This window comes from Escherichia sp. SCLE84 (genome assembly GCF_012584495.1).
GTDB lineage: Bacteria > Pseudomonadota > Gammaproteobacteria > Enterobacterales > Enterobacteriaceae > ECMA0423.
On the sequence record NZ_CP051430.1, the window covers coordinates 1,041,328 to 1,059,677 of the forward strand.

Annotated in this window: 25 protein-coding genes and 2 pseudogenes; 9 read left to right on the forward strand and 18 right to left on the reverse strand. The window is 44.3% G+C overall.

All coding sequences use genetic code 11. The features are described 5' to 3' along the window. Positions 1 to 41 precede the first annotated feature (41 nt). Both umuC and HGD79_RS05265 read right to left on the reverse strand, forming a co-directional pair. Complete coding sequence (umuC, locus tag HGD79_RS05260; protein WP_096147345.1) at positions 42 to 1,310, reverse strand: DNA polymerase V catalytic protein; 1,269 nt, start codon at positions 1,308 to 1,310, stop codon at positions 42 to 44. Beyond that, positions 1,310 to 1,729, reverse strand: a complete 420-nt coding sequence (locus HGD79_RS05265) for a translesion error-prone DNA polymerase V autoproteolytic subunit (RefSeq protein WP_000897378.1) — start codon at positions 1,727 to 1,729, stop codon at positions 1,310 to 1,312. Before HGD79_RS05265 ends, umuC begins: the two co-directional genes overlap by 1 nt. A 372-nt stretch (positions 1,730 to 2,101) precedes the next feature. On the opposite strand from HGD79_RS05265, the pseudogene hlyE reads away from it, so the two are divergent. Then, a pseudogene (gene hlyE, locus HGD79_RS05270) lies at positions 2,102 to 3,012 on the forward strand (hemolysin HlyE). A 206-nt stretch (positions 3,013 to 3,218) separates the two neighbouring features. On the opposite strand, the gene HGD79_RS05275 reads toward hlyE, so the two are convergent. From HGD79_RS05275 to HGD79_RS05290, 4 genes are all read right to left on the reverse strand, one after another. Further along, complete coding sequence (locus HGD79_RS05275; RefSeq protein ID WP_001306825.1) at positions 3,219 to 3,665, reverse strand: YcgN family cysteine cluster protein; 447 nt, start codon at positions 3,663 to 3,665, stop codon at positions 3,219 to 3,221. 91 nt (positions 3,666 to 3,756) lie between these two features. Beyond that, positions 3,757 to 4,416, reverse strand: coding sequence for a fumarylacetoacetate hydrolase family protein (locus HGD79_RS05280; RefSeq protein ID WP_000284276.1), 660 nt, complete (start codon positions 4,414 to 4,416; stop codon positions 3,757 to 3,759). 71 nt (positions 4,417 to 4,487) lie between these two features. After that, positions 4,488 to 4,781, reverse strand: a complete 294-nt coding sequence (locus tag HGD79_RS05285; RefSeq protein WP_001297679.1) for a YcgL domain-containing protein — start codon at positions 4,779 to 4,781, stop codon at positions 4,488 to 4,490. 11 nt (positions 4,782 to 4,792) lie between these two features. Next, positions 4,793 to 4,951 (reverse strand): hypothetical protein, encoded by a 159-nt coding sequence (locus HGD79_RS05290; RefSeq protein WP_000874954.1) that lies wholly within the window; start codon positions 4,949 to 4,951, stop codon positions 4,793 to 4,795. Between the two features lie 70 nt (positions 4,952 to 5,021). On the opposite strand from HGD79_RS05290, the gene pliG reads away from it, so the two are divergent. Then, positions 5,022 to 5,423: a g-type lysoyme inhibitor PliG gene (gene pliG / locus HGD79_RS05295; protein ID WP_000695218.1), complete on the forward strand. Its 402-nt coding sequence runs from the start codon at positions 5,022 to 5,024 to the stop codon at positions 5,421 to 5,423. Positions 5,424 to 5,542: 119 nt separating this feature from the next. Here pliG and HGD79_RS05300 read toward each other — a convergent pair whose 3' ends face one another. Beyond that, on the reverse strand, positions 5,543 to 5,911 hold the full coding sequence (locus HGD79_RS05300; protein ID WP_001056831.1) for a YcgJ family protein: 369 nt from the start codon (positions 5,909 to 5,911) through the stop codon (positions 5,543 to 5,545). 519 nt (positions 5,912 to 6,430) lie between these two features. Between HGD79_RS05300 and minC the strand changes: the two genes are divergently transcribed. From minC to minE, 3 genes are read left to right on the forward strand one after another with little or no spacing between them, the layout of a single operon-like run. Continuing rightward, complete coding sequence (minC, locus tag HGD79_RS05305; protein WP_000072536.1) at positions 6,431 to 7,126, forward strand: septum site-determining protein MinC; 696 nt, start codon at positions 6,431 to 6,433, stop codon at positions 7,124 to 7,126. 23 nt (positions 7,127 to 7,149) lie between these two features. Then, positions 7,150 to 7,962: a septum site-determining protein MinD gene (gene minD / locus HGD79_RS05310; RefSeq protein WP_000101055.1), complete on the forward strand. Its 813-nt coding sequence runs from the start codon at positions 7,150 to 7,152 to the stop codon at positions 7,960 to 7,962. A gap of 3 nt (positions 7,963 to 7,965) precedes the next feature. Then, positions 7,966 to 8,232 carry a cell division topological specificity factor MinE gene (minE, locus tag HGD79_RS05315; RefSeq protein ID WP_001185665.1) on the forward strand — a complete coding sequence of 89 codons (267 nt, stop codon included), beginning with the start codon at positions 7,966 to 7,968 and terminating at the stop codon, positions 8,230 to 8,232. Between the two features lie 371 nt (positions 8,233 to 8,603). Here minE and HGD79_RS05320 read toward each other — a convergent pair. The 3 genes and pseudogenes from HGD79_RS05320 to ymgJ form a co-directional block, all read right to left on the reverse strand. Next, a pseudogene (locus tag HGD79_RS05320) lies at positions 8,604 to 8,948 on the reverse strand (autotransporter outer membrane beta-barrel domain-containing protein); the annotation flags it as partial. A 34-nt stretch (positions 8,949 to 8,982) separates the two neighbouring features. After that, positions 8,983 to 9,102 carry an ATPase gene (locus HGD79_RS05325; RefSeq protein ID WP_122988163.1) on the reverse strand — a complete coding sequence of 40 codons (120 nt, stop codon included), beginning with the start codon at positions 9,100 to 9,102 and terminating at the stop codon, positions 8,983 to 8,985. Next, positions 9,063 to 9,248, reverse strand: a complete 186-nt coding sequence (gene ymgJ / locus HGD79_RS05330) for a protein YmgJ (RefSeq protein WP_168848319.1) — start codon at positions 9,246 to 9,248, stop codon at positions 9,063 to 9,065. Before ymgJ ends, HGD79_RS05325 begins: the two co-directional genes overlap by 40 nt. A 100-nt stretch (positions 9,249 to 9,348) precedes the next feature. Here ymgJ and ymgI point away from each other — a divergent pair, with 100 nt between their 5' ends. The 3 genes from ymgI to HGD79_RS05345 are packed head-to-tail and all read left to right on the forward strand — an operon-like array spanning position 9,349 to position 10,207. Then, complete coding sequence (gene ymgI / locus HGD79_RS05335) at positions 9,349 to 9,522, forward strand: protein YmgI (protein ID WP_000122462.1); 174 nt, start codon at positions 9,349 to 9,351, stop codon at positions 9,520 to 9,522. Position 9,523: 1 nt separating this feature from the next. Continuing rightward, positions 9,524 to 9,868, forward strand: a complete 345-nt coding sequence (locus tag HGD79_RS05340) for a YMGG-like glycine zipper-containing protein (RefSeq protein WP_000726974.1) — start codon at positions 9,524 to 9,526, stop codon at positions 9,866 to 9,868. Between the two features lie 3 nt (positions 9,869 to 9,871). Then, entirely contained in the window at positions 9,872 to 10,207 is a 336-nt protein-coding gene (locus HGD79_RS05345; RefSeq protein WP_000979977.1) for a YmgD family protein, read from the forward strand. A 56-nt stretch (positions 10,208 to 10,263) separates the two neighbouring features. Here the strand turns inward: HGD79_RS05345 and HGD79_RS05350 are convergent, their stop codons facing one another. The 8 genes from HGD79_RS05350 to ycgZ form a co-directional block, all read right to left on the reverse strand. After that, positions 10,264 to 12,585, reverse strand: a complete 2,322-nt coding sequence (locus HGD79_RS05350; protein WP_168848320.1) for an autotransporter outer membrane beta-barrel domain-containing protein — start codon at positions 12,583 to 12,585, stop codon at positions 10,264 to 10,266. Positions 12,586 to 12,701: 116 nt separating this feature from the next. Next, positions 12,702 to 12,911, reverse strand: a complete 210-nt coding sequence (locus HGD79_RS26950) for a hypothetical protein (protein WP_001297677.1) — start codon at positions 12,909 to 12,911, stop codon at positions 12,702 to 12,704. 399 nt (positions 12,912 to 13,310) lie between these two features. Continuing rightward, a complete protein-coding gene (ymgF, locus tag HGD79_RS05360; protein WP_001065861.1) occupies positions 13,311 to 13,529 on the reverse strand; it encodes a cell division-associated protein YmgF in 219 nt (72 codons plus the stop codon). Positions 13,530 to 13,660: 131 nt separating this feature from the next. Continuing rightward, a complete protein-coding gene (locus tag HGD79_RS05365) occupies positions 13,661 to 15,184 on the reverse strand; it encodes a cyclic diguanylate phosphodiesterase (protein ID WP_001246498.1) in 1,524 nt (507 codons plus the stop codon). Between the two features lie 331 nt (positions 15,185 to 15,515). Beyond that, positions 15,516 to 15,764 (reverse strand): protein YmgC, encoded by a 249-nt coding sequence (gene ymgC / locus HGD79_RS05370; protein WP_001065752.1) that lies wholly within the window; start codon positions 15,762 to 15,764, stop codon positions 15,516 to 15,518. Between the two features lie 112 nt (positions 15,765 to 15,876). Next, positions 15,877 to 16,143: a biofilm/acid-resistance regulator AriR gene (ariR, locus tag HGD79_RS05375; RefSeq protein WP_000888772.1), complete on the reverse strand. Its 267-nt coding sequence runs from the start codon at positions 16,141 to 16,143 to the stop codon at positions 15,877 to 15,879. Positions 16,144 to 16,171: 28 nt separating this feature from the next. Next, positions 16,172 to 16,444 (reverse strand): two-component-system connector protein YmgA, encoded by a 273-nt coding sequence (locus HGD79_RS05380; RefSeq protein ID WP_000857995.1) that lies wholly within the window; start codon positions 16,442 to 16,444, stop codon positions 16,172 to 16,174. Between the two features lie 42 nt (positions 16,445 to 16,486). Continuing rightward, positions 16,487 to 16,723, reverse strand: a complete 237-nt coding sequence (gene ycgZ / locus HGD79_RS05385) for a regulatory protein YcgZ (RefSeq protein ID WP_000554144.1) — start codon at positions 16,721 to 16,723, stop codon at positions 16,487 to 16,489. Between the two features lie 313 nt (positions 16,724 to 17,036). Between ycgZ and bluF the strand changes: the two genes are divergently transcribed. After that, entirely contained in the window at positions 17,037 to 18,248 is a 1,212-nt protein-coding gene (bluF, locus tag HGD79_RS05390) for a blue light-responsive regulator BluF (protein ID WP_001299269.1), read from the forward strand. Positions 18,249 to 18,350: the final 102 nt, after the last annotated feature.

Consider the following 18,350-nt stretch of genomic DNA (forward strand, 5'->3'; position numbering starts at 1 on the left):
TTCAGCGCTCCTGCGGGAGCGCTTTTTTCCTGCCGCTATATTTATTTGACCCGCAGTAAATCAGAACTTCGCGTTGTATAACGTGGTGAAAGCATGGCACGCTTCATCTGCCATTGTTGCTGGATCCCCTGCCCGGCAAAATAGAGTGTTCCTCTGCCCTCTTTAGCATTCAGTGTATCCATTACCGTCATCAATTGCTCACTCCCGGGGCGCGGTGCGTTGTCATCGAATAAATTGAGCTGCGCGACTCCCTGACTGAAGAAATCCCCCAGCATCACGCCCGCTTTTTGGTAGCGATGGCCCGCTTGCCAGATGGCATCCAGAGATCGCGTAGCAGCGTTAATGATATCCCTGCTGTCCTGAGTGGGCGTCAGCAGTTTTACCGACGCGCTATTGCCGTAATAAGGTTCATTGAGCGCAAATGGTGACGTCTTAATAAATGTGGAGATAAACCGACAATATTGATGCTCGCTGCGAAGTTTTTCCGCCGCCCGGGCAGCGTAACTACAAATGGCCTGCCGCATCGATGGATAATCCGTGATGCGTTCACCAAACGAGCGGGAACAGATAATTTCCTGCTTCGTCGGTGCAAACTCTTCCAGTTGCAAACAGGGTTCGCCGCGCAGTTCACGCACCGTTCTTTCGAGCACGACATTAAAATGTTTACGGATAAACCGGATATCTGTATCCGCCAAATCGAGAACGGTTTTGATCCCCATCGCGTCCAGTTTTTTGCTGATCCGCCGTCCAATCCCCCAGACGTCATCCACGGGGAGAGCAGACATTAATTTACGCTGGCGTTCCAGATTTGATAAATCCACCACCCCACCCGTCTGCCGCTGCCATTTTTTTGCCGCATGATTGGCAAGCTTAGCCAACGTTTTGGTCTGGGCGATCCCCACACCAACAGTAAGATGGGTACGTTGTAGCACCGTTGCGCGAATTTCTCTGCCAAAATCAGTCAGATCGAGACAATTACGCACACCTGTCAGATCGCAGAATGCCTCATCAATACTGTAAATCTCGACGCGGGGCGATAGTTCTTCCAGCGTCGACATCACCCGATTGCTCATGTCTGCGTAAAGCTCATAATTGCTGCTAAAGCAAACCACGCCACAGCGACGAAACAGATCTTTTTGTTTGAACCAGGGATCGCCCATTTTAACACCCAGCGCCTTTGCCTCAGCGTTTCGGGCGATAACGCAACCGTCATTATTCGATAGCACAACCACCGGTTTACCCCATAAATCAGGGCGAAACACCGTCTCACAGCTGGCATAAAACGCGTTTACATCACAGAGAGCAAACATCAGCGCATCGCCTTAACGACGTGGATCACCACACCAAAGACATCCAGCGTATCTTCGCTACTGATGGTAATGGGCGAGTACGCACTGTTCATGGGAATAAGCTGTACCGTCGGGCGTAGTTGCAATTTTTTCACCGTAAACTCGCCGTCAACAGCAGCGATGACAATATCACCATGGCTGGCGGTAATAGCGCTATCGACAATCAGTAAATCACCGTCACTAATTCCACCATCAATCATAGAATCACCACTTGCTTTGACGAAGTAAGTCGCGCTGGGATGCTGGATCAACAGTTGATTCAGATCGATGCGCTGTTCAACGTAATCTGCTGCCGGTGAAGGAAAGCCACACTGAACAAGATCGCTAAATAGCGGAAAAGTCACAATTTCGCGGAGATCCGCAGGCTTGATAAACAACATAATAATCTGCCTGAAGTTATACTGTTTTTATATACAGTAGTCTGTTCTTGCCAGCAGATCAATACTGATTCAGGCTATCAATATTTGTCGCTGCATAGACTGCTGATTTTTCGTTCTCTTATCCTGTGCTCACGTGGCCTTCTGGCGACGACGCTCATCCAGCAGAAATGAAAAATATCACCCGGCAAAAAAATAGAATAGAAGCATTCGCCATAATGACATTAAACATTGTTTGATATTTATCATATTAATAGAAATAAAGACATTGACGCATCCCGCCCGGCTAACTATGAATTAGATGAAGTAAAATTTATTAATAGTTGTAAAACAGGAGTTTCATTACAATTTATATATTTAAAGAGGCGAATGATTATGACTGAAATCGTTGCAGATAAAACGGTAGAAGTAGTTAAAAACGCAATCGAAACTGCAGATGGAGCATTAGATCTTTATAATAAATATCTCGATCAGGTCATCCCCTGGCAGACCTTTGATGAAACCATAAAAGAGTTAAGTCGCTTTAAACAGGAGTATTCACAGGCAGCCTCCGTTTTAGTCGGCGATATTAAAACCTTACTTATGGATAGCCAGGATAAGTATTTTGAAGCAACCCAAACAGTGTATGAATGGTGTGGTGTTGCGACGCAATTGCTCGCAGCGTATATTTTTCTATTTGATGAGTACAATGAGAAGAAAGCATCCGCCCAGAAAGACATTCTCATTAAGGTACTGGATGACGGCATCACGAAGCTGAATGAAGCGCAAAAATCCCTGCTGGTAAGCTCACAAAGTTTCAACAACGCTTCCGGGAAACTGCTGGCGTTAGATAGCCAGTTAACCAATGATTTTTCAGAAAAAAGCAGCTTTTCCAGTCACAGGTAGATAAAATCAGGAAGGAAGCGTATGCCGGTGCCGCAGCCGGTGTCGTCGCCGGTCCATTTGGATTAATCATTTCCTATTCTATTGCTGCGGGCGTAGTTGAAGGGAAACTGATTCCAGAATTGAAGAACAAGTTAAAATCTGTGCAGAATTTCTTTACCACCCTGTCTAACACGGTTAAACAAGCGAATAAAGATATCGATGCCGCCAAATTGAAATTAACCACCGAAATAGCCGCCATCGGGGAGATAAAAACGGAAACTGAAACAACCAGATTCTATGTTGATTATGATGATTTAATGCTTTCTTTGCTAAAAGAAGCGGCAAAAAAAATGATTAACACCTGTAATGAGTATCAGAAAAGACACGGTAAAAAGACACTCTTTGAGGTACCTGAAGTCTGATAAGCGATTATTCTCTCCATGTACTCAAGGTATAAGGTTTATCACATTTAAAAACACAGACGTTTTTTAAAGATTGAGAGTTACCTGTTGATAATAAGGTATCGGGTAACTCTCATTATGACAGAGCGCTTTCAAAAACAGGGCTACGAAATGGCGAGCATCCAGACGTATATTAAGAAAGCCCCCATCAACATCTATTAAATTTATCACTGCGCCCAGTCAGGTTTATTTAAGATATGATCCTGCCAGTCAATCACTTCTGATTCTTTCACTGCGATATGACGCACAGAGATACGTTCACCATGCATTGCCGCTTTCGAACCCGTAAGTAGCGGATGCCACGCAGGTAAATCTTTACCTTCCGCCAGCAACCGATAAGCGCAGGTCATTGGCAGCCATTCGAATGTTGGCAGATTTTCACGGGTTAATTTAATGCAGTCGGGTTCAAACTCGAAACGACGTTCGTAGTTCCGACATTGACAGGTTTTAATATTGAGCTGGCGACAGGCGACGTTAGTGAAGTAGATTTCGTCGGTGTCTTCATCCATCAGTTTATGCAGGCAACACTGACCGCAACCATCACACAACGACTCCCATTCCGCATCGCTCATTTCGTCCAGGGTTTTACTTTGCCAGAAAGGTACATCGCTCATCAGGTGTTCCGCCATTACGTTAAAACGCACCTTATAACCAGTCTGGCACAGCGATGCAAGTTTTGCCGCCGCTTTCAGGCGGCAAAAAGTATTACAAAACGCGAGTTGCCAAAGAATGCCCATCGAAAGTGACTGTCAGCTCATCACCGCTTTGCAACGGGCCGACGCCATCAGGCGTGCCTGTCAGCACAACGTCACCGGCCTTGAGGGTAAAAAACTTGCTCATATAAGCGATCAGCGGAACAATTTTATGGATCATGTCCGCAGTCGTACCTTGCTGACGTTGCTCGCCGTTTACGCTCAGGCCCAGCGTTGTATTTTGCGGGTCGCCGGTAAATTCCGCCGCGGGAATAAACCCGGAAAGCGGACAAGAGTTATCAAACGCTTTAGCCTTTTCCCACGGCTGCCCGGCTTTCTTCATTTTTCCCTGAACATCACGCAATGTCAGATCGAGCGCCACGCCATAACCGGCAATGGCTTTGCGGACATGCTCTTCCGTAGCCTGACGCAGCGTCGCGCCAATCAACACCGCCAGTTCGACTTCATGATGAACTGAACCGAAATCGGATGGGATCGCCAATGGCTGCCGCAGATCGCACAGTGCCGTTTCTGGTTTAATAAACAGCACTGGCTCTTCGGGCACTGCGCTGCCCATCTCTTTAATATGTTTGGCATAGTTACTGCCAACACAGACTACTTTACTCACCGGATAATCCAGCAGCGCACCTTGCCAGTTGTGATGTTGATACATAACGTTCCCCTCACCTTATCGTGGATATGAAAACCCGCGCCGACAAAGATAATGCCACCGCCGGATATCGGTTATTTGTTAGTGTCGTCTGTTTTCTGCCCCATGACGGAAAGATGTTGCTTCAGCAAATCTTCGGGTGGTGGCGGTAACTGCAAATAGTAACCTTGCTCGGTTAATGCCAGTTTAACCTTTTCAATATCAGCATTGACCAGTTTCTTCCGCCCATCCAACGGCAGAATCATCGCTAACTGAGGCTGACCAAAACCTTTCATCAGTTCCTCAGGAACACGCGAAAAATCGTCTTTTTTTTCGACATATAAATAGGTCTGGTCACGCTTGCTGCTTCGATAAATCACACAAAACATACTTTTACTCTTTAAGATGCCAGGTTTTGGCATAAGCTAACATCAATGAAACCCGCGCCACAAGCCAGCCAGCTGTAGATTTCTACGGTTTGTTGAGTCCATGCCCCTTTATAAGTAATCCCCCCGGCAAAAATGCCGCGCCGGGATTTTACCGAACGCAGGAAAGCCACTGGAATTCTCCCGTTAGGGATTGTTATATTATAACAGTTCATCGTACTCATTCTGAACAGGAGACTACCAATGAAAATCAAGAGCATCAGTAAGGCTGTATTGCTGTTTGCACTGCTAACCTCCACGAGCTTTGCTGCGGGTAAGAATGTCAATGTTGAGTTCAGAAAAGGCCATAGCAGCGCTCAGTACTCCGGCGAAATAAAGGGATACGATTACGATACATATACCTTCTATGCCAAAAAAGGTCAGAAAGTACATGTGAGTATCTCTAATGAAGGCGCTGATACTTACCTCTTCGGGCCAGGAATCGATGATTCTGTTGATTTATCCAGATATTCCCCAGAACTCGATAGTCACGGACAATACTCACTCCCTGCTTCTGGCAAATATGAGCTGCGAGTGCTGCAAACCCGAAACGACGCCCGTAAAAACAAAACTAAAAAATATAACGTCGATATTCAAATTAAGTAAATGTCAACCGACGGGGACTCTCCCCGTCATAAACGTTAACGCCCCACTCCTCTCTGTCGCTCAAGAGGTTAATGACGAATAGCAGACAATGCCGAATAGAACATAATGTAAACAAGGCATCACTCACGACACATAAATAACATCTTTGTGGTGATTTGATTGATTTTTCCACTCCGCTTACCATCCACACCAAAATAACGATCATCACGACATAATTTTTCTTTAACATCGCAAAATACACCGTTAGCGAATGTAAATTCGCTGGGATCGTAGCCTTGTAATGATTGTAAGTTTTCAGCGGCTTTTTCGCCGAGATATTTCCTTGTTAACTCTGGGGAAATGCCATCTGAGTTCACACAAATATACGGGTCGCAAACAACGCCGCACGCCGGAGATTGAAGTCCGCCAGCGTCATGTCCAGACGCCATTGATGAGAACATCATCCCCACACCTGACAATCCGATATAAAAAATACGCATCATATTCATAGCACATCCTGATAATCCAACCGTACAACACTTATGCTCATTTCATCATCAATCCGTAATCAAAACCGCTGACCTGGACGAGTTACGATGACCTGACAGAAGTATCAGACGTCTTCTGCGGTTTCTATGATAGAGCAATTCTGTGGCGGATATTAAGATAACGGGTATCTGTTCTTTAATGATGCCGCAAAAAATGGAAAGTTAAGAAAGCCTGGCGTGGTGAAAAAATACACTTGCCTCAATACTGGATATTTAAACAGGTCTGGAGATGCTGTCACGATTAGGGTGCGGAAAAAGGAAGCGTAAATAAGAAGAATCAAAAGTACGACGGCAATGGGTTGATTGACAAGGGTATTTTTTAAGCTATGAATCAGCGCCATTTATCACAGAATAGACTTTTACTCTGAATAAATGGGAGGGTGACTTGCCTCAATATAATCCAGACTATAACATGCCTTATAGTCTTCGGAACATCATCGCGCGCTGGCGATGATTAATAGCTAATTGAGTAAGGCCAGGATGTCAAACACGCCAATCGAGCTTAAAGGCAGTAGCTTCACTTTATCTGTGGTTCATCTGCATGAGGCAGAACCTAAGGTTATCCATCAGGCGCTGGAAGACAAAATCGCTCAGGCCCCCGCATTTTTAAAACATGCCCCCGTTGTACTCAACGTCAGTGCACTGGAAGACCCGGTAAACTGGTCAGCGATGCATAAGGCGGTTTCGGCAACCGGTTTGCGGGTTATTGGCGTAAGTGGCTGCAAAGATGCGCAACTTAAAGCCGAAATTGAAAAGATGGGGCTGCCTATCCTGACGGAAGGAAAGGAAAAAGCGCCGCGTCCAGCTCCCGCACCACAGGCTCCAGCGCAAAATACAACGCCGGTCACAAAAACGCGTTTAATAGATACCCCGGTGCGTTCCGGTCAGCGTATTTATGCTCCACAATGTGATCTGATTGTTACAAGCCACGTTAGCGCTGGGGCCGAATTGATTGCCGATGGGAACATTCATGTCTATGGCATGATGCGCGGTCGTGCGCTTGCAGGGGCAAGTGGTGACCGGGAAACGCAAATATTTTGTACGAACCTGATGGCGGAACTGGTGTCCATCGCAGGTGAATACTGGCTGAGTGATCAAATCCCAGCAGAATTTTATGGCAAAGCGGCGCGACTGCAGTTAGTCGAAAACGCTTTGACCGTTCAACCGTTAAATTGATCCCTTTTTAACAAGGAATTTCTATGGCACGCATTATTGTTGTTACTTCGGGCAAAGGGGGTGTTGGTAAGACAACCTCCAGCGCGGCCATCGCCACTGGTTTGGCCCAGAAGGGAAAGAAAACTGTCGTGATAGATTTTGATATCGGCCTGCGTAATCTCGACCTGATTATGGGTTGCGAACGCCGGGTCGTTTACGATTTCGTCAACGTCATTCAGGGCGATGCAACGCTAAATCAGGCGTTAATTAAAGATAAGCGTACTGAAAATCTCTATATTCTTCCGGCATCGCAAACACGCGATAAAGATGCCCTCACCCGTGAAGGGGTCGCCAAAGTTCTTGATGATCTGAAAGCGATGGATTTTGAATTTATCGTTTGTGACTCCCCGGCAGGGATTGAAACCGGTGCGTTAATGGCACTCTATTTTGCAGACGAAGCCATTATTACCACCAACCCGGAAGTCTCCTCAGTACGCGACTCTGACCGTATTTTAGGCATTCTGGCGTCGAAATCACGCCGCGCAGAAAATGGCGAAGAGCCTATTAAAGAGCACCTGCTGTTAACGCGCTATAACCCAGGCCGCGTAAGCAGAGGTGACATGCTGAGCATGGAAGATGTGCTGGAGATCCTGCGCATCAAACTCGTCGGCGTGATCCCAGAGGATCAATCAGTATTGCGCGCCTCTAACCAGGGTGAACCGGTCATTCTCGACATTAACGCCGATGCGGGTAAAGCCTACGCAGATACCGTAGAACGTCTGTTGGGAGAAGAACGTCCTTTCCGCTTCATTGAAGAAGAGAAGAAAGGCTTCCTCAAACGCTTGTTCGGAGGATAAGTTATGGCATTACTCGATTTCTTTCTCTCGCGGAAGAAAAACACAGCCAACATTGCAAAAGAACGGCTGCAGATTATTGTTGCTGAACGCCGTCGCAGCGATGCAGAACCGCATTATCTGCCGCAGTTGCGTAAAGATATTCTTGAGGTCATTTGTAAATACGTACAAATTGATCCTGAGATGGTAACCGTACAGCTTGAGCAAAAAGATGGCGATATTTCTATTCTTGAGCTGAACGTGACCTTACCGGAAGCAGAAGAGCTGAAATAAGCCCGCTGTAAAAACGCATTTATCTTCAAGGCAGAGTCATTTCTGCCTTGAGTTTTTCATCCCTCTCATCCACGTTGTGGTAAAGCGGCGAGTATTCTTGCTGATACTCCTCATTGCTATTTCCACCTCCCCCTTTACACCTTAAGGCTGTTCCCACGCACAGAACAAAATGTTTATGCCTGGTTGAGTAAATAACCTCATTGTTAGTGTGGATACACTGGGGGATGATAACCCCGCAATTTCATTATTCATTGTTCTCCCATAGGATGAGGTTTCCCGCCGTAACTGGCGGGCTTTTTTTGCCCCAGAATTTTCCCTTTTAGCCCCCTGTAAACGAAAACTGCGCCGAAGCGCAGTTTAATCGTTGATGGTCAGAACGACCAGTTCACACCAGCCACCGCGTTCCACGGGGACTCCACACCGGCACCATGGCTATACCCCACCCCGAAATGCCCGCTTAACGTACTGCTGAATGAGGCTTTAATACCTGCCTGGTATATTCCACGTCTGCCCGACAAATCATTGACAAAATTACCGTCACTATTCACTTTCACCCGATTATCATCGACAAATTCTTTGCGCACAGCCGCCTTCAGGCAGGGTTCAATTTCCATACCGTTCCCCAGACGCATGTTGTAACTCAGCGTTGCACCCAGTTCACGATATATACTGCGGGTATCGACTGATTTCGATTCCATGCCATTGGATAAATGATAGTAGCGTCTAAGTGACCTAAGCTCTGCTGCAACATCAGCCCGCAGGCACCAGACCAGGGGATTCATCCTGAAGAGACAGCGCAGGTGTATTGTGTTCACCGCTCACCAAAGACATCATGATGAAATGATGATATCCCGTATAAGAAAGAGGCATTTTTTACACGCAGTGCGCTGAAGTGTAGTTGGATAAAAAATCACTCTTTTCAGATAATACTGTCGTACGCTTATCTTTCGACAATGAGGCCGTCGGCAAAATAAAATGACTAATGTAATCGTTGCTGATGAATATCTTCTGCTCACATAAAAATCACACAATAATATTGATAAATCAGATTATCTTACCTTTACAACATTGCGTTAACAGTCAATGACACTTCTTGAATAAAAATATTGTCAATCAATGAGTTATTCCTCATTTAAGATTATTCTCATTCACGTAAAAAACATAATTCCTATCATCACAGCCACGCTCATTTTGAATTATCTGAATAATAGCGAGCGTTCTTTAGTTAAGCAGATCTTAATTGAAGACGAAATTATTGTGTGTGCAACTTACTTAATACCGGACATCTAAGTTGAAAAAAAAAATACTTGCCTTCGGGCTTATCTCAGCATTGTTCTGCTCCACGCCAGCGATGGCGGATATGAACCGCACCACGAAAGGTGCATTGCTAGGCGCAGGCGTTGGTTTACTTACTGGCAATGGTGTTAATGGCGTACTGAAAGGTGCAGCTGTTGGCGCTGGTGTTGGTGCAGTAACAGAAAAAGGCCGCGACGGTAAAAATGCGCGTAAAGGTGCAAAAGTGGGTGCCGCCGTTGGTGCTGTCACTGGCGTTCTGACCGGCAATGGCCTCGAAGGGGCGATTAAAGGTGCCGTGATTGGCGGTACGGGTGGTGCAATTCTGGGTAAAATGAAATAAGGAATGATGATGAAAAAATTTGCTTTACTGGCGGGCCTGTTTGTTTTCGCACCAATGACCTGGGCGCAGGACTACAATATTAAAAACGGTTTGCCGTCAGAAACCTATATTACTTGCGCAGAAGCCAACGAAATGGCAAAAACTGACAGCGCACAGGTTGCAGAAATTGTTGCGGTAATGGGTAATGCCAGCGTTGCCAGCCGTGATTTAAAAATTGAGCAATCTCCGGAACTGAGCGCCAAAGTGGTAGAAAAACTGAATCAGGTTTGCGCTAAAGACCCGCAAATGCTGTTGATCACGGCAATTGATGACACCATGCGTGCTATCGGCAAAAAATAATATTTCATATGTACCGCGTCGATGAATACGACGCGGTTTTTTAGCTAACGGCGGGATCAGAACTTATATTTCAGGCCCACCATCACTGCGGTGTCATTGTAGCCATTATCACCCAGCTGCACGCCCACACTCCCCCAGACGCTGGCCGCTGGATTCAGGTTGCCATTTACGCCAAGTTTAATTTCCCCCAAATTACTCGCCCCATCTTGTTCGACTTTCACACCGTTCATTGAGACAGCAAAATCTTTACTGTTATGGATCCAGTTCATTTCAACAAAAGGTTCAAAGTCGTCACCGTGCGGACCGCTGTTTTTCTCCTGAGTACGAATAAAGGTGCGGAAACCAAGTCGGGTCTGGATGTTGTTATTTGCGTCATTCTCAATACGTGAGCCATTGGCTTCGGTGTGCGCATTATGATCGACGCCCATCCAGATAGCCTGTGCCTGTGGCTGGAATATCCACGTGTATTTCGCCGCTTCCAGACCAAAGGATTTATTCAGGGCAAAGCCGTAACCCGCTTCCAGCGAGACGGTTGCGCCTTTCGCACTATAGGATTCATAGGCTAATTCATCCCCTTTCACCGAGTTTTTAAACCAGCTATATTGCGCCCAGGCGTCAATGTATGCGCCTTTTTTACTGATGTCATCGGCAAACCAGGTGGCATACAGCCCTGCGCAATAGCCTCTGACACTCCCTTTCGAACGATAATCCGACACGCTGGAATGAGTTGAGTTGTAGTCGCGGGCATAACCAGCCATCACTCCCAAACGCCAACTGTCACTGTCGGTAAAACCACCGGTTAACAGATCGGCCCCTAACTGCGAGACGTAGCGATGCGAGGTCGTTCTCAACTGTCCGTTGCTGTCACGCCAGGCATTATGCCCGCCAATTTGACGTAGCCAAAGTCGGCTTGAACGCTCCTGTTCAGTTACAGGATCGATGTAGCGCATTTCACCCGCACGGTCGTTCAGACGCATAACAAAAAGAGTGTTAGCGGCTGCCAGGTTGGCGACGTAACTTCCAGCTTCGAGGCGCAGGACGGGGGTAGGCGCAACAGTAGGTGCTGAACTTCCTCCGGAGTTTGTTTCACCGCCGCTCGTTGCCTGGAAGTTAGTCAGATACCAGTTTTTATTGGTCGCTTCGGTATTACCTCGTGTTAATGAATATTCGTAGGCACCGGCGAAAATCCTCGAATCCTTAATAAATTCCCCATTTGATTCCCCCTCAACGCTGATAATCTCTATCCCATTTAACGTGTAAGCTCCGCTGCCTCCTGCATTGGTAACTTTAACTCGGGTTGTTCCAGAGGTATTTCCATTAATAACGACTTTATCCGTAGCTGAATTATCATCACCCAATTCAGTTCTGAGATGCAATACGCCATTATTACCAACGTAATTTTCAGTTATTGTTAATCTTGTTGGTTCGACATCCCGTCCATCTGCCCGGGAAATATAGACCGTACTATTATCAACCGTGAGGTTGCTCACCGTTGAGTCAGCTTTAATATCCCAGGTACTATTATCTGAAAGCGACAGATAGGTATGAGTGTTATCATCTGTTGAAATATTAGCTGAACCCGTTATTTTTGAATTAGTTGCATCGACGGTCAAATGACCTTTAATATTATTGATAAAAACATCTGCAGCCGATGATACCTCACTATCCGTAATGGTCACGTTACTCGTCTCATTTTTATGGTAGAGGATTTCATTTGCTGACCGTAGTGAGCTACCAGATAAAATATCTACCGTTGCTTCCTGACCATTTATGGAAGACTCCAGCACAATTCCAGACCCCTGATGCGCGACTGCAGATGTATTTTTCAGCGTCACCGTGCCGCCATTATAAATTTTAGCAATCGCGGCGTCAGGACCCGTTGTATAAATTTCTCCCTGGTTAAATGAAACTGTCCCCTGGCGGGCAGCGATGGCATGAGCATTGTCCCCATGCGTGGTGATATCAACATCGGTTAATGTAACGTTGGCATTGGTATAATCAAGCGTGTCACCAGCCTTGACGACAGTGCCATTAGCGTACGCGGCATAACTTTCTGTTCCGTGGGTTGTGATCTCCCCTTTTGCCATATCCAGTTTTGCTATGGCATTATTTTCATTACTTCCTGTATCGGTAGTACTTTCTTCATCAAGAGAAGATACACACGCACGCGCGCTTCCGGGAGATGCACACGCAAGAACGCCGACTGCGTGATTACCCGCAGTAACAATAAATGTATCATCTCCGTCAGAAAAAGAGGGGGTAACCGAACCGTCAGAGTTGACTCTTATTATGGTGTCAGTATTCAGGTTTCCACTCGTTTGACTTAGCAAACCAATTGAGTAATCCCCCGTTATGACAATCGTGTTTTTACCCTGCAAAATAACAGCACCGCCAAATTCACTTACGATTGCGCTAGCTGTTAATGCTGTGCTTAGAGGACTATTGTCAGAAGGATATAAACCGCCCGTTGTTACAATGACGCCATTGTTAATGGTTAACTTGCTACCCTCTCCTGCAACGGATACCCGTAACTTCCATTACCCGTTGTTATAACTAGCGCATTATCAATATCTTTTACTTTTCCATCTTTTATTGCCACAGCATGTTTATATTCATCGTGCTGAATAAACTGTTCAGCATATGCATTACCCACCGCCAGAGCAATAAGTCCCAAACTAAACCCGGAGAGTTTTTTCAGTTTCATAGATTAACCATCCATTCATTGGATTAATAAACATTCCTGGTCAAATAACCTATGCGTTCAGATTACCAAAACGGAGGGTAAAGACAAAAACAAAAGCACAAAAAATTTAAATAGATAAACAGCGACAATATATAAATGATAAATAAGTCGGCATTATCATTTTTCACCTTATTTTCATGACATTGATCACTTTAGGGTGACGATTTTGTTTAACAAATAACTCTTCGACATCAAAATTGTTAATAGTTGCGATGAGGATTATTTCGGTGATATATAAAAACAACCGTGATAACACCAGGGTTGACAACTATTTGCGCAATAATGCCTTTCCTTCAATGATCCAGGCGTTCACTGCCAGCAACCCATTCAGCCGCATACTGACAGTGAGAAACTGAAAGATTATTGCTGATCCCTGTGGTTGACGAGTCTTTCTCTTAATCGATTAACCAGATTGATCGCCAGCCAAACAAGGGCATTAAGCAAATTTATCGTCACAAGCACTTCTCCAAGCCCGGTACTGGGTTTTGCAATAAGGATGACCAGGAGGGTGATCAGCATAAATGCAATGGAAAAGATGATATAGAGAGTGAAATAATCCAGATTATTACTATTGTTCATGCTACTAATGGCAATCCTGTCAAAACTTTCAAACAATTATAGCAAACAAAATAATGAACAATAGTAACAAGAGGCAACGAGCTAATTAGCTGTCTATAATTACACCGCACTATGGCCTTACTGATCAATTTTCACTCAACCACAACCTTCACCTTCGGTTTAGAAAGGATAATTTTGACCAGGTCGATGTATGTAACAGGTTTATAGAAATAATAACCCTGCTGAAATGTGATATTATTTTGGTTCAGATAGTCAAGTTGTTCTTTCGTTTCGACACCTTCAGCGACGATACTGATCGAAAGTTTACGCGCCAGATCCAATACACAATCCAGAATTCGGGTTGATTCTGGGTCTGCGTTTACGCGGCCAACGAAACTGTGATCAATTTTGATATAATCAATATGCAGGTCATGAAGATAAGAAAGCCCTGAGTAGCCAGTACCGAAATCATCCAGCGCGATGACAAAACCATTTTCATGCAGAATGTTCAACCGCTGAACCAGACTTTCATCAACATTCAATGGCTCACGCTCGGTGACTTCCAGAACAAGGTTTAAATCGCGGCGGGTAAAACTGTCACGGAAATTTAAACACTCGTCGACAAACGTCGGCGAAATAATATGCGAAGCGCTAAAATTAATTCCAATATGAAAACCTTCCGGCAATTTACTCGCGATAGCGTTCATCTGTCTGGCAACCTGATTCATCAGGCTTTGCGTAAGCGGAACGATTAATCCGGATTTTTCAGCAAGTGGAATAAATGCCGCGGGTGATATATATCCACCGTGAGGTTGTTTCCAGCGGGCTAACACCTCAACTCCCCGCAATGTCCCTTCCCGACCATTTACCACAGGTTGGTAAAAAGGGACGATCTCCCCATTATTTATTGCCCGTCGCAGGATCTCTTCAGGCGTTGCGCTTTTATTGAAATATCTATCAAGCAGGAAGGCAGCGGCGCAGGCGATTAACAGAATAAATATTAAAATCCCAAAGCCTTTATCGATAAGTCTGTAGAAGCTAAAGAGTGGCGGCGGGTTAAAGATAATAGTGAAATGATATTTTGTGGAGTGAACCTTCTCGGTATAGGGATAATGTCCATTAAGCGTCATCACATCACCCGTTGGTCCAATAATGTCATCCGCCACGCGTAATACATACCTTACCCCTTTCAAGGGTACATTAAGTGCCCCACGAATATGCTGATCGCTTATCGTAACCAAAATGCGCGTATCTGCAAATTGGTTCTGATAGAGCAGGATAGGTAATCTATTAACGGTGTCGATTGCTGGAGCCAACAGTAAATTACTGTCCGGGAAAACAGGAATACGAGACAACAGGACCCGATTCCCAGGCAGGGATGTACACCAGACTATTCCCTGTTTGAGAATGATGATTGTGCGCAGGTGAGGTTTCAGAGCTGCTTCAGTGCCAAGCTGATATTGCTCCTCGAGGTTGCATTCCTTCCCGGCAATGTTAACCGCTGTTTGAGTCGCTTGTGACGCTTCTTCAAGTATATGATTGATATTGTTGGCGGCATATCTCGCTCCCGCCAGGTACTCTGCTTTTGCGGAATACCAGAGCTGGATGTTCAAAATAGCGACACCGGTAATAAACAAGCATATCGCAACGAGGATGGGTATGAGTGTATTGCGCATTTGCTTGTCCCGGCCAAAGGGTTTAATACATGAAAATGCCATTCATTCGCTCGCGCTGGCATCTACAGAGAGCATGGTAGAGAGCATAAGAAATATCCACGCCGAAGATAAAATTTTCTCCATCTTGATCTAACCCATTAATTATTGAGCATAATGTAGGCAGTACAAAATAAGTTAGGCGGGATATCAGGCGTCAAGAATGGAGAGCGAGAACTCTCCATTCTTGACACCTGATATTGCGGACATAATAAGAAAGCATAACGCCTGAAATGCTCACTTTGCATCAGCATGGTGATACAGCTGATGTTTATTCTAAAACCTTACTCAAGTTCTAAGAGAGCACGGATTCCCTGTCATTAATAATGATATCCGTTAGTGTAGTCTTATGCATTTCAATGTACTGCAATATTTGCAGATAGAGATCAGAAAGAATCACACTGGTTTCATCTTTTAAACGCAAGCGTAAAGCCTGATCAATAATATGACTATCAACATACCCATGCGTCATGAACACCTCCCTCTCGAGATTTTTAAACAAAGCACATTGAAAAATAAATCTCTCTGGGATTGAATTATTCATGTCAGCCTCGTAGAAATATTAACCCAATAAAATTATGCTGTGTATAGTCTAAAGCGACAGACAAAAATAAGATGAATGAGTTTTCTATAAACTTATACTTAATAATTAGAAGTTACATATCATCAGCTGTGTATCGCAACACGATTTCCAGTGTTTTTCTAATCACATCAGCTTTGAGAATATCACTTGTTGTTTCCAGGGAGTGTATCAGACTTAAGATAATATTTTTATTATTAACATTATCGCCTGAAAGCATTAAATTGGTGACAGCCTGCCCTAACACTGCTGACTCTTCTTCTAACAAATTACCCGAACTGCGAAAGTAACTTGCTAACGCTTTATCAGTTATTGCATTATGAATTGTAGTATCTTCAAGCATGGTAACCTCTCATCTTACTTATGAAATTTTAATGTATTCTGTTTATTTTCTTACCATTGAACATACTTTTATTGTCAGCTGTCGCTGTTCTTCGGTTTGGCCCTCCTGAATCACTATTGCTAAAATCACGAATTATGCTGTCAATTAAATCGCGTCGGAAAGCATCTTCCTCAGCCGATTTCATTACGAGTAATTGCTTAATAAGAGTCTGCAATGAAAAATTTATCTTCATGCGCAGTATCTGGATCACCGCCTGGCCAGTAATTTCATATTTTATACGTTCATTATCAGATGTCTTCATAACGACTTCATAGCTAACCTGTTAAATAATCAGGCTGTTGCATTATTCAAAAAGCAACCCAATTAGTGCATTATAATGTTTCTGTTCCTCTTCCCCAGTCGCGTGTTCCAGTCGGCAAAGAAGTTTGGCACAAAGCGACTTTCGACTCAGATTACGTCCATCTTTCAAAATCTCAGTCACAATTTCCCCGAGAGTTTCCTGCTGAGTAGGCAAGTTAGCTTTTGCAAAGTAACGAGTGATTGCTCCCGCAGAATCTAAAGTCACTGAATTTTGATGCATGCTACGCCTCTGTTAAAAATGTTAATCAATGTTAAGTGAGGTAACAATAGCAAACTTGTACGAAATATGTGTACAGAATGATAAATTAATTTTTTGAAATTAGTGCTAATGCATATAAAACAATGTGTTATGATAAAACATATTGCATCATTTAACTGACAATCTATACAAGATTTTTCGCCAACTAGTGTTCAACTTTTTCCATTTTTTATCAATGTAAAGAAACGGTTATGTTTTGGTATTAAAAGAAAGACACAAGAAGATATGTCTGTTACCGTCTTACTCTCGCCTCACCCATTACCCTGGATTGTTAATGCTTACCACCCTTATTTATCGTAGCCATATACGTGACGACGAACCTGTCAAAAAAATCGAAGAAATGGTTTCGATAGCAAATCGCAGGAACATGCAGTCTGACGTAACAGGGATCTTACTGTTTAATGGTTCTCATTTTTTCCAGCTTCTGGAAGGTCCGGAAGAACAGGTTAAAATGATATATCGGGCTATATGCCAGGATCCACGGCACTATAATATTGTTGAGCTGCTGTGCGATTACGCGCCTGCTCGCCGTTTTGGCAAAGCGGGAATGGAATTATTTGATTTGCGCCTGCACGAGCGAGATGACGTTTTACAGGCCGTATTCGACAAAGGCACATCAAAATTTCAGCTAACTTATGATGACAGAGCGCTACAATTTTTTCGTACTTTTGTCCTTGCAACCGAACAATCAACCTATTTCGAGATCCCTGCCGAAGACTCCTGGCTTTTTATCGCTGACGGATCTGATAAAGAACTTGATTCCTGTGCCCTTTCACCAACTATAAACGACCACTTTGCCTTTCATCCTATTGTCGATCCCTTATCGCGGCGGATAATCGCTTTTGAAGCCATTGTGCAAAAAAATGAAGATAGCCCATCAGCCATAGCGGTTGGGCAGCGTAAAGACGGGGAAATCTACACAGCGGATCTCAAAAGTAAGGCGCTTGCATTCACGATGGCACACGCACTTGAGCTCGGTGATAAAATGATTTCAATCAATCTATTACCTATGACCCTGGTTAACGAACCTGACGCAGTCTCTTTTTTACTTAATGAAATAAAGGCCAATGCTCTGGTGCCTGAACAAATCATCGTTGAATTTACTGAAAGTGAAGTCATATCTCGGTTTGATGAGTTTGCCGAAGCGATTAAATCGCTAAAGGCTGCTGGTATCAGTGTAGCAATTGATCATTTTGGCGCAGGTTTTGCTGGTTTGTTACTCCTGTCACGCTTCCAGCCTGACAGAATTAAAATCAGTCAGGAATTGATTACCAATGTTCATAAAAGTGGGCCACGGCAGGCAATTATTCAGGCGATCATAAAATGCTGTACATCACTTGAAATTCAAGTCAGTGCTATGGGCGTGGCAACACCAGAAGAGTGGATGTGGCTTGAATCCGCAGGAATTGAGATGTTTCAGGGAGATCTGTTTGCTAAAGCTAAATTGAATGGTATCCCTTCCATAGCGTGGCCAGAGAAAAAATAATTTTCAGCACATTCTTTCACATGATTTCAGTAAATCATCGTGAAAATGAATACGTTACGTTTAAATTTAATCCACATTAAAAATAATGTTTCATCCAATTTA